Annotated in this window: 12 protein-coding genes and 1 pseudogene; 7 read left to right on the top strand and 6 right to left on the bottom strand. The window is 36.6% G+C overall.

The genetic code is table 11. From position 1 onward, the window contains the following. Nucleotides 1–45: 45 nt before the first annotated feature. Nucleotides 46–867: a sulfurtransferase gene (locus tag JFL43_RS08760; protein ID WP_200748737.1), complete on the bottom strand. Its 822-nt coding sequence runs from the start codon at nt 865–867 to the stop codon at nt 46–48. Beyond that, the gene (locus JFL43_RS08755) at nt 867–4,487 is read right to left on the bottom strand and encodes a dynamin family protein (protein WP_200748736.1); all 3,621 of its coding nucleotides are present in this window, start codon (nt 4,485–4,487) and stop codon (nt 867–869) included. Before JFL43_RS08755 ends, JFL43_RS08760 begins: the two co-directional genes overlap by 1 nt. Nucleotides 4,488–4,842: 355 nt before the next feature. Here JFL43_RS08755 and JFL43_RS08750 point away from each other — a divergent pair, with 355 nt between their 5' ends. The 6 genes from JFL43_RS08750 (at nt 4,843) to JFL43_RS22455 (ending at nt 8,575) form a co-directional block, all read left to right on the top strand. Further along, nucleotides 4,843–5,301 (top strand): chemotaxis protein CheX, encoded by a 459-nt coding sequence (locus JFL43_RS08750; protein WP_200748735.1) that lies wholly within the window; start codon nt 4,843–4,845, stop codon nt 5,299–5,301. A gap of 218 nt (nt 5,302–5,519) precedes the next feature. Next, a complete protein-coding gene (locus JFL43_RS23030) occupies nt 5,520–5,642 on the top strand; it encodes a hypothetical protein (RefSeq protein ID WP_267907772.1) in 123 nt (40 codons plus the stop codon). Between the two features lie 23 nt (nt 5,643–5,665). Next, entirely contained in the window at nt 5,666–6,148 is a 483-nt protein-coding gene (locus JFL43_RS08745; protein ID WP_200748734.1) for a cupredoxin domain-containing protein, read from the top strand. Nucleotides 6,149–6,231: 83 nt separating this feature from the next. Beyond that, the gene (locus JFL43_RS08740; RefSeq protein ID WP_200748822.1) at nt 6,232–7,866 is read left to right on the top strand and encodes a b(o/a)3-type cytochrome-c oxidase subunit 1; all 1,635 of its coding nucleotides are present in this window, start codon (nt 6,232–6,234) and stop codon (nt 7,864–7,866) included. A 119-nt stretch (nt 7,867–7,985) separates the two neighbouring features. Beyond that, the gene (locus tag JFL43_RS22460; RefSeq protein ID WP_234447682.1) at nt 7,986–8,204 is read left to right on the top strand and encodes a hypothetical protein; all 219 of its coding nucleotides are present in this window, start codon (nt 7,986–7,988) and stop codon (nt 8,202–8,204) included. Between the two features lie 17 nt (nt 8,205–8,221). Continuing rightward, complete coding sequence (locus tag JFL43_RS22455) at nt 8,222–8,575, top strand: peroxidase-related enzyme (RefSeq protein WP_234447681.1); 354 nt, start codon at nt 8,222–8,224, stop codon at nt 8,573–8,575. Between the two features lie 256 nt (nt 8,576–8,831). Here the strand turns inward: JFL43_RS22455 and JFL43_RS08730 are convergent, their stop codons facing one another. The 4 genes and pseudogenes from JFL43_RS08730 to JFL43_RS08715 form a co-directional block, all read right to left on the bottom strand. Continuing rightward, complete coding sequence (locus JFL43_RS08730; RefSeq protein WP_200748733.1) at nt 8,832–10,331, bottom strand: carboxypeptidase M32; 1,500 nt, start codon at nt 10,329–10,331, stop codon at nt 8,832–8,834. A 204-nt stretch (nt 10,332–10,535) separates the two neighbouring features. After that, nucleotides 10,536–10,730: pseudogene (locus tag JFL43_RS08725) on the bottom strand (IS1595 family transposase); the annotation flags it as partial. A 145-nt stretch (nt 10,731–10,875) separates the two neighbouring features. Then, a complete protein-coding gene (locus JFL43_RS08720) occupies nt 10,876–12,774 on the bottom strand; it encodes an ATP-dependent DNA helicase (RefSeq protein ID WP_200748732.1) in 1,899 nt (632 codons plus the stop codon). A gap of 869 nt (nt 12,775–13,643) precedes the next feature. After that, entirely contained in the window at nt 13,644–14,441 is a 798-nt protein-coding gene (locus JFL43_RS08715) for an HNH endonuclease (protein ID WP_200748731.1), read from the bottom strand. Nucleotides 14,442–14,512: 71 nt separating this feature from the next. Here JFL43_RS08715 and JFL43_RS08710 point away from each other — a divergent pair, with 71 nt between their 5' ends. Next, nucleotides 14,513–15,313, top strand: coding sequence for an SMI1/KNR4 family protein (locus JFL43_RS08710; protein WP_200748730.1), 801 nt, complete (start codon nt 14,513–14,515; stop codon nt 15,311–15,313). Nucleotides 15,314–15,806: the final 493 nt, after the last annotated feature.

The raw sequence follows: 15,806 nt of genomic DNA, 5'->3' as shown, positions 1-15,806 counted from the left end.
GTTACTTTGCTCGCTTGAAATATTGTATTTAACTCATTTTCAACATTACTTTTTAGGATTTCCTTTTTCAGGTGTATATTCTGTTATCCAATCACTGTAGCTTCCTGTGTAAAGCTGTACATTTGGATAGCCATCTTCTTTTAAAATCGCATATATAGGGGATGCCGTTACACCACTACCGCAATAAACGACAATTTGTTCATCTTTTTGAACAACATCATGCAATTTTTCAGACACTGTTAATACGCCATTCTCTTTTAACTGTTCCCAGTCAAAATTACGTGCTCCGGGAATATGACCCGCTACTTTGTCCAGTGGCTCTATTTCTCCAAGATAACGTGCATTTGCTCTTGCATCAAGTAGTACTTTTTTTACTTTTCCATCAACAATTTCTTTCACGCCTTCACGATTTACGTAAAGGTCATCTTGCCACTGAACAGTCAGCGTTGAAGGTGTAACTTCTTCATTTCCAGCTTGCAAGGGGACACCCGCCTCTTTTATAGCTTCATGCCCTTCTTTAACTATTTTAACGTTTTTAAAGCCACCATATTGAAGCATCCACCATGCACGTGTTGCAAATGGTGAACCCCCTTGATCATAGACAGCGATTATTTTGTCTGGGTCATAATGTAAACCACTACGTTCATATAGAGCCTGTAATTGCGCTTTTTCTGGCATTGGATGGCGTCCCGCGGTTTTTGTCATGTCTGAAAGATCTTGTTCCAAATCCCAGTACACTGCACCTTTCACATGCTCTTGTTCATACGTTCTTCTGCCTTCTTTTGCATTTTGAAGGTTAAATCGTGCATCTATCCAAATGGTGTTGTTGATATCTAAATCCTTTACCGAAATAAATACATTGCCCATTACTTCACAGCTCCTTCAAATAGTGATGCATAGATTTTTTTCCATTCAGCTAGTTTGCTCTCTTCTTGTAGAAGTTCGCGTTCTGTTGCGATTTGCTCTGTTGCTTGAACGCTTAAATGATGGCGTAAGCTTTCCGCTTCAGTAGAAATAACCGTATCAGACCAATTGTTCATACGTTTTGTTGCTGTGTTTAAATAGTTTTCTGCATCCGGTTTGGTTAATTGCTCTAACGCATCTCTCAATTTCACGCGATCGCCCTTTTCAAAAAATGATTTACTATTTTTAAAATGGGATTTAACCGATTCATATGGAGCTGGTTGTTCAAATGGACCTGTGAATTCAAGTATTGCTGGCTCTTCAGCTTCAAATGGCGTGAAGGAGAAGCTAGCATTAACATCCTTCAATTTTCGTACATCTTCAATGTAACGTTCTGTCACTTTTTTATGAATAAATTGCGCTACACGGAAGTTTGTAACACGCATTTCTTGTTCAAAGTCGAAACTTAAGCTCTGTAATACTTCTTTTAATGCTATCTGTAAAGCTAATGATGAAGATTTCCCTGTAAATGTCGCTGGATTATAAGCTTCATTATAAAAATCTGGGAAGCGATAGTAAACACGCTGCAATACATAATACATAAGCTCTGCTAATTCTTGCTCGACATCTTTTTTAATAACGGCCGCAGCTGATTTTTCAAAACGTGTATGGACAAATTGCTCAAGTTTCGTCAGCTCCGCTAGGCGTTCGTCTTTACGCTTCATGTTGTCCTCTGTTTGCTTTATAAGTGAAGCGAGACGGTTTTGCGTTTTCTCTGTTTCTTCTACTAAAGCTTGGACAGCTAAAGCACTCAGTTCTTCAGATAGGAAATGATCGAATGCCTCTTCAAATGGCGGCATACCTGATTGATATTCGTTCTTCTCTACTTTTTCTTTTAAAGCAAGTAAGCTAGACACACCAAATAATCGCGGTTTACGAATACCGAAGCGTTGTAACTCTTGCTGAACATATTTTTTAACATCATGCTCTTCTTCCTTATTTGCTGCAAGGTCGATTGCATTAACGATAAAGAACATTTTATCTAGTTCAAAGGCGTCTTTTACACGACCTAATTGTATTAAAAATTCCCGGTCTGCTCTAGCAAAGGCGTGATTGTAATACGTAATGAATAAAATCGCATCGGCATTTCGTATATAATCAAAAGCAACACCCGTATGACGAGCGTTGATGGAGTCTGCTCCTGGTGTATCTACTAATGTAACACCCATTCTCGTCAATTCACAATCAAAGTAGAAATCAATGGAATCAACAAAACAACTACGTTTTTCTTCTGCAACAAATTTCTCGAAGTCATCACGATTTGTTCGTAATGTCTCACCTAATTGGTCTTTAAATTCCTCATAGCCTTGTACAAATGCTCGGACAAATGATTTATGAACATGTAGTCTTTCATCCACTAACTCCATCTGCAAAGCTTCATCTGCTTTTATAAAGGCTTCATCTAAAGATGCAACCCGTACACCGATTGCTTCATATGACGCAATGATGTCCGTTTGTAATTGCGAAGCTGTTTTTAATTGCACATCTGCCGTTTCATGCGGATGGTCAGGTGACACTGGTCGAATTTTATTAATGGTAGCTGTCGTAGGGTTTGGTGACACTGGTAATACTTGTTGACCCATAAGTGCATTTGAGAAAGATGATTTACCCGCACTAAAAGCTCCAAATAAAGCAATAGTAAAGTCCTTTTTCTCAAGCCGTTCGACTTTATTCTTCAAATAATTTGACACTTCTTTAAAACCTTGCACATTGGCAACGGCATTTGCTGTCCGTATCGCATGATGGACAGCTGTTGTCGTTTGAACCGTAATACCATTTTGAACCTCTTCATTTTGTGTTTCTTCTATACTAGAATCTTCCTCTTGTTCTAACATAGATGGGTCAAATAAGCGAATTTTTGCAAAGGCTTCTGAATGTTCCTTCGTCCAAGATGCGACATAATTGTCCGCATCTTTATTTAAAACACTTGTAGAAGCAGCTGCCTTTTTCACATAGAACTGTTCCTGTTCTTCGACATGCTCTATTTCTTTAATCACATCTACTTTTTCAGAAAGCATGGCTTCTTTTTTCTTTAATGGTTCAACTGAGCCAAATGATAGTTGCTCAATGAAAGTAGCTTTGTCATCTTTCCATTCATCGGTTGTTCTTGTAAACCAACGTTTTGTCGCTTCTGACACACGATTAGCAAAGTTTAATAATGCATCGCCAGTTGCTAGAGCATCTTTCTTCACTTGGTCTTGAATTGTTTCAAATGGTACATCGAATTCAATCTTATCAATTTCAAGTGATAGATCATCTGTTAATGCTCCGACATCCTTCAAAGACTTTTTCATCATAGTCAGCATATGACCTGAAATTTGTGAAGTAATAATTAATTGGTATAGTTTATATAGTTCTTCTTTACGTAATTCTTTTTCAGCAACTGTTTTCTTTGCTGAGAAGAACACCCCCACTTTAAAATCCTGTTGCATACTTTCTAAATAAAGTTTTAATTTATCACGTAGTTCGTACGGCATAATCCCTGCATTTTCAAGTAACTCTTGTCGCTGTTGTTCAAATGATTCCTTCCATTTCACAACAGAGTATAATTCTAGCTGACGCTTTATATTGGCAAATTGCTCTTTTAGCTCCTGACGATTTTCCCAATCTGCAAAAGGTAATGTTTCTTCATTTGTATCGAAAATTTCTTGCTTTGTCACTTGCAAATATTCTTCATGCTCTTTATTTAATTGCTGTAGTGTTTTTTTTGCTGTTGCAATCAGTTGTTCTTGCCAACCATCCATACTGCTCATGACAATTCCCTTTACCGTTTGGAAATTATTACGAGGATGCTCAAGTTCACGTAAAGATGTGAAGAAAATCCCTTTAGGTACAACACCCCAGTTTGCAAAAGATGTATGCACAGACTGCTCAAAGTCAGTAAAATCGAGCTCATTGTCTTTATGCTTATCTATTTGATTGACGATTAAATAGACATTCGGATTAAATTTCATCAACTGCTTCGTAAACTGAAAATTTAGTTCAGATTGCACGTGATTGTAGTCCATTACGTAAAACACGATGTCTGCTAAATGTAGCGCTGATTCAGTCGACATACGATGAGCATCGTCTGTTGAGTCAACCCCTGGTGTATCCATTACCGTAACACCCACAGGTAAGACAGATTTTGAATGGCCGATTTCAATTTGTGATACGAGCGCACCGTTTTTCGCAAATGCTTTGACGGTTTTAATATCATAATCACCATCGAATTTCACAGGCTCTTGTCCAGTTAAATAGGCAATTGCGTAATCTTGTTCAGATTTATGTACTTTAACAACATTCGCACTTGTTGGAATTGGGCTAGATGGTAAGAGCTGATCACCAGTTAAAGCATTAATCATACTCGATTTCCCTGCGGAGAAGTGCCCTGCAAAACCAATCATGTATTCCTTATTCAATAGCTTATTTGCAAATAAAGTCGTTTTTTGTAGACGTTCCTCATCTGCATTTTCTTTGTAAATCAAATATTGCATTGCTGTTTGCTTTAATAATTGTTGAAGTTGCTGTTCAAATACTGTCATGAAAGGCTATAACTCCTTTATCTATAGTATTCTCATTCTAACATGTTGTTGGCAAAGGACAAACAAAAAATCCCCCTGTTTCCAGGGGGATTTTGTTGTTATTTTAAATGTGCGGTTGTTTGTGTGAAAACATACTTACTAATTGCTCCGTATATTAATAATGTAGCTCCAATAAATGCAAATGTCACTTTGACCGCTCCCTTTTATTTAATATTTAAATATATGTACTGAATATGAAAATCATTCTCAACTAAATATATGATAATAAATATCACTCATTTAGTCAAGCTCTATTTCATATTTGGTGTCGAGCATGTTATTATAGAAATAAAGTCATGTAACGGGAGTGTTTAAAATGAGTATTTCGATTCAAGTACAAGCCGTGCTAAACGGTACTATAAATGCATTAAAATCTGTCATTCCATATGAAATTCAAGTTGCATCTCCATCTATTACATCAGATCCGTATGAACAAAATGAAATAGGCGTGTTAATTGGCATGGTTGGGGATCTAAAGGGACGCATTATTATCGATTCGACACCCGAGACATTTAGTGCTATTGGTGCTGGTATGTATGGAATGACATTAGAAGGCGCTATGTTAGAATCCTTTACAGGAGAATTCGGCAATATGATTGCTGGGAATCTTTGTACATTTGCGGCTGCCAAAGAGTTGGATTTAGATATAACACCACCTACTGTTATGGTAGGGCATACAAAATTATACGGCTTCCAACATGCATTCAAAATTCCTGTAACGATTGAGAACGTCGGTAATCTTATTCTATTATTAACGATCGATACAAATGAATAACATTTAAGTGTTCGGTTCTATTGATGAACTGGACACTTTTTTATTGCCTCTTCCCATACATCCTTCCTTCACAGTGTGTAGCTTATTCAAGTTTCTTCACACATCATTCACATTTCAAGTGCTAAGGTGTGACTTTTATCACATCCGGGGAATTTTATATTTTATATGATGAACACAAGGAAGATAGGTTTTACTTAAATGAAAAGGGAGGGATCAATATGGCTAACAAAAATCAAACCGATGGCGACTTAAAAGGTACATTTTACTTAGTTATGGCATTAGGTGTCTTTATAGTTGTAGTTTGGGGACTTTGTTTTGGACTATTTCTTGATCGCTTTTAAACTGATAGAAGGAAGGGAAAATTATGCATCTTCATAAGTATGAAAAGTATTGGCTTGTTTTTGGGGTAGGCTCACTTATTGTATTCTTATTAATTACTGGTATCATGGCCTTCCATAACGGTAGTCACCCACCAAGTGCCAAAAATACAATTAACCACGAGAAAGTGGATGAAATTGCTCCTTTCAATAACCCAGGAGTACATAAGGTAGAAGGAAAAGATTGGGATTATGAAGCAGTTGTTGTTGCTTCAGCATTCTATTATGATCCACCTGTATTAGAAGTACCTGTTGGCGCTAAAGTTAAATTTATCGCTACTTCTAAAGACGTTGTTCACGGCTTTGGTGTGGCTGGTACGAATATTAATATGATGTTAGAACCTGGTTACGTTTCCGAATATGTAACAACAGTTAATAAAGTTGGCGAATATTTAATCGTTTGTAATGAGTATTGTGGTGCAGGTCATGCCCAAATGCATTCTATGCTTAAGGTGGTGGATCCTAAATGAGTCAAGCAATCGCGGATAAACAAAATACGGATACAAAAAAACAAAACATCGTTAGTAAAGCTTCTAATAAAGTAAACGATTTCATGAAAGTCGATCGTAAAGACGCAAATGTAGCTATGGCACATATTTATGTCGCTATGATTGCTCTACTTTTAGGTGGAATAGCGGGTCTATTACAAGTCCTTGTGCGTTCTGGTGAATTTAAATTACCTTGGGGTATTGGCTATTACCAAGTTCTTACTGTTCACGGTGTATTACTAGGATTAATATTAACAACATTCTTCATCTACGGATTCCAAATCGCTGCAGTTAGTCGTACTTCTGGTACATTAACAGCCAAACAGCGCTTAATTTGTTGGATTGGTTTCTGGACAATGACTGCTGGTACTGCCATGTCATCAGTTATGGTTTTATTAAATGAAGCATCAGTTCTTTACACTTTCTACGCTCCCCTGCAAGCTCACTGGATCTTCTACTTAGGCTTAACATTAGTCGTTGTAGGTTCATGGATTGGTGCTTTAGGGCAAGCATTACGTTGGATGCAATGGCGAAAAGAGAACAAAGGTCAAACATCACCATTATTATCGTTCATGGTCGTTTGTAACAACTTAATGTGGTTCGTAGCTACAATTGGTGTGGCTTCTGAAGTTTTATTCCAACTACTTCCGTGGTCATTAGGTTTAGTTGATCGTATTGATATTCTATTATCACGTACATTGTTCTGGTCATTCGGTCACGCACTTGTATACTTCTGGTTATTGCCAGCATATATGATTTGGTATATAGTTATACCGAAAATAATTGGCGGGAAAATTTTCTCTGACGCATTATCTCGTTTATCATTTATCCTGTTCGTCATATTCTCAATTCCTGTAGGTCTTCATCACCAATTAACTGAACCTGGTGTGGATGGATCTTGGAAATTCCTACAAGTTATTTTAACAATGATGGTTGTCATTCCTTCATTATTAACTGCTTTCTCTTTATTCGCTACTTTTGAATTACGTGGTAGAGCTCTTGGTGCTAAAGGCTTATTTGGATGGTTAAGACAATTACCTTGGGGAGATGCACGTTTCTTCGTACCGTTTCTTGGCATGTTAGTCTTTATTCCTGGTGGTGCAGGCGGTATCGTCAATGCTTCTTACCAAATGAACCAATTAATCCACAACACAATTTGGGTAACAGGTCACTTCCATTTAACTGTTGCAACAACCGTTGTCTTAACATTCTTCGGTGCAGCTTATTGGTTAGTACCTCACTTAACTGGACGTACTTTTACAAAAGAGTTGAATAAATTAGGAATTATTCAATCGATTGTTTGGGTAATTGGTATGACTATCATGTCTAGTTCAATGCACGTAGCTGGTTTACTAGGTGCACCGCGCCGTTCTACATTTTCTGATTACGGCGGTGCAGAAATTGCTAGCACATGGGCATCGTATCAAATCGCACAAGCTGTTGGTGGTACACTTCTTTTCATCGGCATTCTACTCTTCCTTTATATTTTCGTGCAACTTTGCTGGTTCGCACCAAAAGGCCAAGAAGAATTCCCAATCGGAGAAGTTGCACCAAATGCTGAAAAAACACCTGCTATTCTAGAAAACTTCAAACTTTGGATTGTTGTACTTGTTGCGTTACTATTAATCGCGTACTCGTACCCAATCTTTGATATTATTCAAAATGCACCACTTGGCTCTAAAGGTTATAAACTTTGGTAAATGTGTGAATCTGTCCCCTCCACTATTTGGTGGAGGGGCTTTTATTTTCTCTTAAAAAGATGTATCCGTTACGTTAATGAATAATTTGAGTTTCCATAAAATGTTAAGAGGTGTTTACGATGACTAAATACGAAAAGCAGCTATCTTATTTACAAAAACCTAATGTAGAAGACATTCCAATTAAGTTACAAGCTGAGTTCGATCAGCACACGACCTTCCAGCAAGAGAACTGGGGATTTATCAATAATTTATTTAAAGTACTCCCCTTGAATGCCCTACAGTATAAAGGCTTTATTGATTTCAAAAATACGCTTTTAATGAAGATACTTGTTATTTAAGCAATGCAGATAAGGAAATGATTGGACTTGTTGTGTCCTCTACAAATTGCTGTGCCTATTGCTTAACAACACATAGCGATGCACTAAGAGGCTTAACAAAGGACCCCATTTTGGTGGATCAGCTAACTTATAATTATCGTGCCGCAAAATTGACATTAAAGCAACGTGCCCTTTGTGATTACGCATACTTTGTCACTGCCTACCCGCAAGAAACAACGGCAAAACAAGTAGATTTACTACGCGATGCTGGCTTTAACGATCATGAAATATTAGAGGCTTCTTTTATAGCTGGTTTCTTTAACTTCACAAATCGCTGGGTAAGTATGATTGGAGCAGTGCCAAATCCAGGGCATTATAGTCATAATAGATGAGTTTACCGTTTACACCCGACAACGCTCGGAGCTGGACGTAGCAGATTTCTTGCACTAATATTCTCCTCAATGTAAAATTTTATAATTTCCTTAAAAATCACAAAGGCCAAGGAGAGCTTACGATTAAGCTCCTCTTTGGCCTTTGTGTATTTGCAGGGTATTGCTTTTGGAAGTTTGATTTTGTTGGCGAATTTTATCGTCTTATTGGTAAATCGGCCATTTTTGATGGATAAGCACCTCGATAGGTGGTACCATTTTACAAATTATAAATCCGTGTATATTTCTCCGTTAGATAATCTGCTAAATACTTGGCATTTAAACCTTCGCCTGTTGCTTCTGTTAATAATTCAAAAGGTTTTTTCAGCGCGCCATATTGATGTACTTTTTCTGTTAACCATTCGCGGATTGGCGTTAAATTGCCTGCTGTAAGGAGTTCATCAAAGTTTGGTATATCTTGATCCATCGCACGTTTAAACTGCGCTGCATATATGAATCCAAGTGCATAGGATGGGAAGTATCCGAAGCTACCACCCGACCAGTGCATATCTTGTAGTATCCCTTCACCATCATTTTGTGGCGTGATACCTAAGTATTCTTCGTATTTTTCATTCCATACTTTTGGTAGGTCTTCCACTTGTAAGGTACCGTTGAATAATTCTTTTTCGATTTCATAACGAATCATAATATGGAGTGGATATGTTAATTCATCTGCTTCGATACGGATTAGAGATGGTTGTGCTGCGTTAATCGCACGTAAGAATGTCTCTAATGATACATTTTCGAATTGTTTTGGTGAATGTTTTTTCAACATATCGTAATTATGAATCCAAAAGTTTTTGTTACGGCCTACAAAATTTTCGAAAAATAATGATTGTGATTCGTGGATCCCCATGGAAGTTCCAGTGCTAAGTGGTAAGCCGTCTAATTCCGGCATTATATGTTGTTCATAAAGGGCATGTCCACATTCATGCACTGTACCAAGTAGTGCTGAGCGAAAATCATGCTCGTCATATTTTGTTGTGACGCGAACATCACCTCGGTTTAGACCGATCATAAACGGATGCACTGTTTCATCTAGGCGGCCTGCTTCAAAGTCGTAATCAAGTTGTTGTAAAATTTCTAAACAAGCTTCCTTTTGTCCTTCTTTTGGGAAAAAATCGAAAATTACGCTCATATCTGGGCGATTTGGCGATGCGACAATTTTTTTTACTAATGGCACGATTTTCTCTCTAAGCTCGGCAAATACACGGTCTAAAATATCGGTTGTCATATCAGGCTCATATTGGTCTAGTAACGTGTTGTACGGGTTGTTGTCCTTGACACCCCAATACGTAATAAACTTCTTTTGTGCTTCAATGATGCCCTTTAAATAAGGCAAGAATAGATTGAAGTCTGCTTTATCTTTTGCTTCTTCCCAAACAGCTTCTGCTTTTGATTGTAGTACGACATATGCTTTATATTCTTCTGCTGGAATTTTCTTATTTAAATCAAAGTTTTTCTGTGTTTCTTCATAAGTACGGCGGATAATTTCTGATAGCTCTTCTTTTTTTACTGCAAGTTCTTGTAGCATTTCATCTAATTCATCAGATGTTTGTAAGCGGAATAGTTCTGAAGATATGGTACCTACTACTTCTGAGCGTTGTTCAAGTCCTTTTTTCGGTGCTCCAGTGCGCATATCCCAATAGATTACTGAAAGGGCTTCTTCATAATTATCGATTTTCTTTATGTAATTCAAAAAGCGTTGTTCAACTGTCATTGTAAAACCTCCTCTTATCTTACTTCTATTTTATCACGAAATTCGAAGTAAATTGAATAGATTTCCGAATTATACCGCAATAAGAGAAGGCATTCGCCCACTTACCCCCGACAAGTACTAGAAAGTCCGAAGTGAAAGTGTCTTTCCACCTTTCACCCGAGGGATTGAAACGACCTCGACGGGGTGGGAATAAGCTTTTAACGGTACAACGTGTTCAGAAGCACAATAAGAACACTCGAACCCTTCTTTAAAACGGGTTTCTTCCATTTCATTGATTAGACGACCACCGACAGAGGTTACAGGTTCAACATAGCGTTTCACCCATTGAAATACTCGTTCTTTTTCCGTATGCGATAGTTTGTCGATAAGTTTTAATAAGTTACTAAACGCTTTGCTCACCTTTGCAATATCCCCGAACGTTAGTTCTTACTTCTCCATTACAAAATTTTGAAAAATTATCCAATATCAACATTATTCTTTAACAGAGCCTATTTTATAAAAAAGAGCCGGCTCATTGGTATTGCTGAGCCGGCTCTGTCGTTATTTAAACTTCATTCGCTTCAACAGCGAAAATTGGTTTGATTTTGTCTATATGTTTGTATTCTTCTTCGTTTAGTAAAATATGAATATCACCATGATCTTTTGATGTCCGGATTAAACGACCCATACCTTGCTGTAGACGTAATAGCATAAATGGTAAATCAACTTCTTCAAATGCATCAGTTGCAAATGAACGCTTCGCATCAAATAATGGATCATTTGGTGGGAATGGTAAATCGAAAATGATTACACGTGTTAATGATTCCTCCGGTAAGTCTAAGCCTTCCCATAAATGGTATGAGCATAGAACTTTCGCTTCACCAGCTTGGAAATCACGTATGATTGATGAAAGCTCACGATCTCCTTCAAATGCTATGTCTCCTTGCAGTTCTTCTACTAATTTCCCTTTGAAATGAAGCATCGCTTGTTTCGATTTGAAAAGGATTAATGTTTTTTCATCATCTTGTAGTAAATTTTCTACAGCTGCAACTTTCTCTTCTTGTGCTACTTTGTGTAAAAAGATTTTCATTACTTCCTCATAGTCAAATGGAGAAGAAACAGAGAATGATTGGAATTTGTTAATTCCTAAACTGTTTGCGATATATGAAAAATCTTTATTGATTGATAAAGTTGCTGATGAGAAGACATACGGTACTTTTTTGGAGAACAGCTTTTCCTCAAGTACTTCAGTAATAAGGCGTGGCATAATAACTAGCGTTTCTTCCCCGTCTGTTTCCTCTAGCCAATCTACCGCATCACCTTGCGCAATGAAAATACGTAATGCTGCTTCATATTGCTCTAAGAATTCTTCTACCATACGCAATTCATAGTCAGGAATGACATACATTTCTGATTCGAAAACAAATTCTTCAAGTAAAGATTCTACTGTGTCAATAACTTTTTGACCTAGTTTTAATAGTATCTGTGATTTGTTAATACGTTTACGTTCTTCATCTGATTCAATGACATCATCACGCAATTGATCAAAGAATAATTCATGACCATCTTGTAATTTTTCCATTGTGTAGAGTGTTTTTTCTCGTAAACCATCAACCATTAACATATCTAAAAGCTTCACAATTGTATAATCTTGTACTTTGTAAGTCATTGCTTTTTGTGCTGCATACTCAAGTAAATGCCCTTCATCTAGAACAATCATGGATACTTCAGGAAGAAGTGCTAATTGTCCTTCACGTTCACGCGATTCCTTCGTCGCAATATGCTCCATAAGGAAATCTTGTGAGCAGATGATTAAATCTGTCGATTGACGATAATCTGCACGATGCAGTGTTTGACCACAACGGTTGCGAAGATCACAAACCGAGCATTGTTGAATCGAGTTGTAATTGACCTTTTGCCAATCTGCATCGCTAACATTTGGATAGTCACTACGTTGACCATATAAAGATAGCTTTCCTTGACCAAATACGCCGTCTGGAATCGTTTCTACGATGTCATCGATATACGCGCCATCATGAAACTTCTCAGCCTCTTCAAAACGTTTTAAGCACAAATATTGGTCACGTGATTTTGCTAAACGTACATCAATATTTAAATCAAGATATTGCTGTAATTTATGAATATCGCCGCCGTCTTTCACTAGCTGGTCGATTAATGTTTCATCTGCACACGCAATCAGTGCTGGACGTCCTGTATAACGTGCATAAGAAATTGCTGGTAATAAATATGCGATTGTTTTTCCTGTACCAACACCCGCTTCTGCGAATAGGACAGATTTTTCGCGTAAAACTTTCTCAATTTGATAAGCCATGAAAATTTGCTCATCACGACACTCTAAACCCTTTTCAGGTAATTCATCATAAAGCATATCGCCCATCCAATCACCTAATGAGTCGAAGAATGATTTATCTTTTGAAAGAGCAAATGGTATTGCTTGTCTCATCTTGTTCCCCCTCTAACGACAACGAAATAAAAAAATAAAAATTGTATACAACGAAACGGTAATTCAAACCTTTGTTATTATAGCATTATTCTTAACTACCTTGTTACATGCATGTATACGATTTAATCTTTTTGTATTGTATGTGTTCAATTTATGGTCAAATCATAGATATCGTAGTGTTGCCCAGAAAAAAGGGAATTAAACAAAACGAAATTAGTGCATTCTATATAATAGAAGAAACTCAGTGAATTGTACATGAAAATGACTTACATTGTTGATGAAACTGTATGAATATAAAAATCCGCATATTCATGTTCATTGTTTTCACCACACTCCTTAGTAATCCAAGCAATAACGTTTTGCCAGTTCTCGAATGATTCGACTAAGTTAGTAGATTTATATTGCTACTACTTTATCTTGAGATATTGGTATCGCAATTACTAGGTCATGCAAAAATAGATACGACAATGATTTACTTAGATAAAATATTTGAAAAAGAACGGCATGCAATCCATTCACCAGTAAAAAACATCCGATATAGGAAAATAATATTCCTCTATATCGGATGCTTTAAACCTACAAATTCCTATCCGTCACATTTATTGCTCTGATTTCCGTGGATATTTAGGATTTCGATTTGTTCTACAATCTCGTCCAAACAGAACAACCTCGAATGTGATTCGTGTACCTCGTACCAAGGTTTTGCCGCCAGCTTCCTTCAGATTCCGCGTCGCCGCGGACACCCTTGCTCTTGGCTAGTGGTTCGCATATCCCAACGCCCACAGTGAACTTTCATCACCTAGTTGACGGACATGCCCGGCACACCAAAAAAGCCCCTACTCAAAACGAGTAAGGGCTTACTATTTAATTTACAAAGATCCCCAGATCGCTTTCCCGCCTGTATGACCAGTCTTCGAATGTTTAACGGCATCAACTAATTGTAAGACACCTCTATTTTGGTGGTGATTCCAAATATATCCCGAAGGCGTTTGTAACTTTTTAATCTGGGCAATTTGAGCTGAGGTAAACTGAGATCTATAACTAAGGTTAGTAGTTACTTTAATTAACAATTGTTGATTAGCAAATTTAAATTGTGTTGAATTTGAAGACTTAAGCAAATCCATTGGTAGAGTATACTGGGCTTTATTCGGAAAGATCGGGAAACCATTCTTATCAAAAAGAATATTAGTCACTGGATGTTTTTTACCAGCTAGAGCTCCGTTTCTAATTGTAAGATTTTTTGTTGTATTTTTTAATGACTGTTTAACAACTAATTTTCCACCTACTCTAGTTACTAGTGCAATCGCAGGAGGAATTAACCAAACTAATCTGGGGGTAATATAAGTGTTTTCTGATTGATACTTTTGATATTCCTCTTCTGTTTCAAAATCATCTCTAGTAACTTCATCAGATGGTCGAAAATGAGACTGATCTGGCTCAACAGATTCTGCGCCACCTAATTTTTCAATTTCTTCATCTGTTAGATATTCATCGGGTGACAGTGGATCATCTTCAGTAATATTATTTTCATTGTCAGTAACACTAATTTCATTGTCAGTAATCATGCTAGATTCTTCACTTGCAAATACCTTCGCAGATAGAACCGTACTAATGATTAATGAAACTGATAATAGCATTATCATTATCCTTGATAAATTCTTAAACATTTTGTTCCCCCTTAACTTTTTACAGTACATATGTAATACTATACTAAATGCACAAAAAGGAGCAGAGTTAAATGAGAAATATTTGGGAGCTTTCAGAAGATAACTATTATAAACTAGAAGGCCTTGAAGAATCTGATATAGAATTCGCAGAAAAATTTTTTTCAATTAAATTACCAAAGGAATATACAGAGCTATTAAAGATACAGAATGGTGGTTCTCTAATATACAATTCTTTACCAGTTAGCTTTAAAAATTCGTGGGCAGATGATCATGTTCCATTAAACTTTTTATATGGGGTAAAGAAGGTTAAAGGAATCATAGAATTCACTGAGGCACTCAAAGAATGGGGGATTAATGAAAAAAAATTAATAACTATTAGTGGAGATGGACATTATTGGATAGTTCTCGACTATAGAAAATCTACTATGGAACCTAGAATAACTTTTATTGACTCAGAGAATCGCCTAATAAAAACTATATTTAATTCTTTTAAAGAAATGGTAAATAATTTATACACTCACGACTATAATGATATAGATTTAGTTGGACCATATCAGTACGAATTATCAGTTAGCAATGCAAAAAAATTAATTCATAGTGAGAATAAAGATGAAATTTCACACGGCATCTCTATTTGGGTTTCATCCTATGAGGAATTTGATCAATTAGTTCTTATATTAATTAACTTTATTGAAAATCACGAAGATAAAGATATTATGTATCAATCTGCTCAAGAACTTACTAGTTTGATAATAAATGAATTTATTGTTGGCGAAGATATAATCAACAAATTATTAATAGCGATAAATAATCGTGGAGATAAAGATCTCGATTTATTTAAAGTACAAATTTTAGAGTTCAAAAACAAATAATATAAGATAGTAGTCTTAATATATATAAGACCCTACACTCTTAAATTCAAGGAAATAAAAACAAAAAAATTAAATATCAAACCTTAATTTTGTAAAGAAGTGGCTCCTCTCACAGACAAGGGCTTTGTAGTTGGAGTCCTTTCAGTGTGGTAGAATAATATTGTATCAATCAACTTGGATATTTTTCATTATTATTAAAAAGCCCATACTCAGTTTAAGTGCACTGACCTAGAAATATGAGACAAATAAAAACACCTTTCGTTGAAAAATGGGTATGCTACCTTTAAAAACCAACGTGGAGGTGTTTTTTCTACGGGAACTAGAGTAAGCTATCCAGTAGAAGTAAAAATGAAGGCGATTGAAATGAGGCTATAATCATGCCAATCCGAGAAATCTGCCTTTACTTAGGTGTCGCTCGTCGTATTATCGTTGGAAAGCAAACGATAATACGCCAACACAAAAGGATCTTCGTGACCAACAAATTGGCGACTTG

The organism is Viridibacillus soli, from assembly GCF_016612995.1.
GTDB lineage: Bacteria > Bacillota > Bacilli > Bacillales_A > Planococcaceae > Viridibacillus > Viridibacillus soli.
This window is presented reverse-complemented; position numbering and strand designations above follow the sequence as displayed.

Coding starts and splice junctions, on each gene's coding strand:
- JFL43_RS08760 (WP_200748737.1), bottom strand. CDS start 867: ATGGGCAATGTATTTATTTCGGTAAAGGATTTAGATATCAACAACACC.
- JFL43_RS08755 (WP_200748736.1), bottom strand. CDS start 4,487: ATGACAGTATTTGAACAGCAACTTCAACAATTATTAAAGCAAACAGCA.
- JFL43_RS08750 (WP_200748735.1), top strand. CDS start 4,843: ATGAGTATTTCGATTCAAGTACAAGCCGTGCTAAACGGTACTATAAAT.
- JFL43_RS23030 (WP_267907772.1), top strand. CDS start 5,520: ATGGCTAACAAAAATCAAACCGATGGCGACTTAAAAGGTACATTTTAC.
- JFL43_RS08745 (WP_200748734.1), top strand. CDS start 5,666: ATGCATCTTCATAAGTATGAAAAGTATTGGCTTGTTTTTGGGGTAGGC.
- JFL43_RS08740 (WP_200748822.1), top strand. CDS start 6,232: ATGAAAGTCGATCGTAAAGACGCAAATGTAGCTATGGCACATATTTAT.
- JFL43_RS22460 (WP_234447682.1), top strand. CDS start 7,986: ATGACTAAATACGAAAAGCAGCTATCTTATTTACAAAAACCTAATGTA.
- JFL43_RS22455 (WP_234447681.1), top strand. CDS start 8,222: ATGATTGGACTTGTTGTGTCCTCTACAAATTGCTGTGCCTATTGCTTA.
- JFL43_RS08730 (WP_200748733.1), bottom strand. CDS start 10,331: ATGACAGTTGAACAACGCTTTTTGAATTACATAAAGAAAATCGATAAT.
- JFL43_RS08720 (WP_200748732.1), bottom strand. CDS start 12,774: ATGAGACAAGCAATACCATTTGCTCTTTCAAAAGATAAATCATTCTTC.
- JFL43_RS08715 (WP_200748731.1), bottom strand. CDS start 14,441: ATGTTTAAGAATTTATCAAGGATAATGATAATGCTATTATCAGTTTCA.
- JFL43_RS08710 (WP_200748730.1), top strand. CDS start 14,513: ATGAGAAATATTTGGGAGCTTTCAGAAGATAACTATTATAAACTAGAA.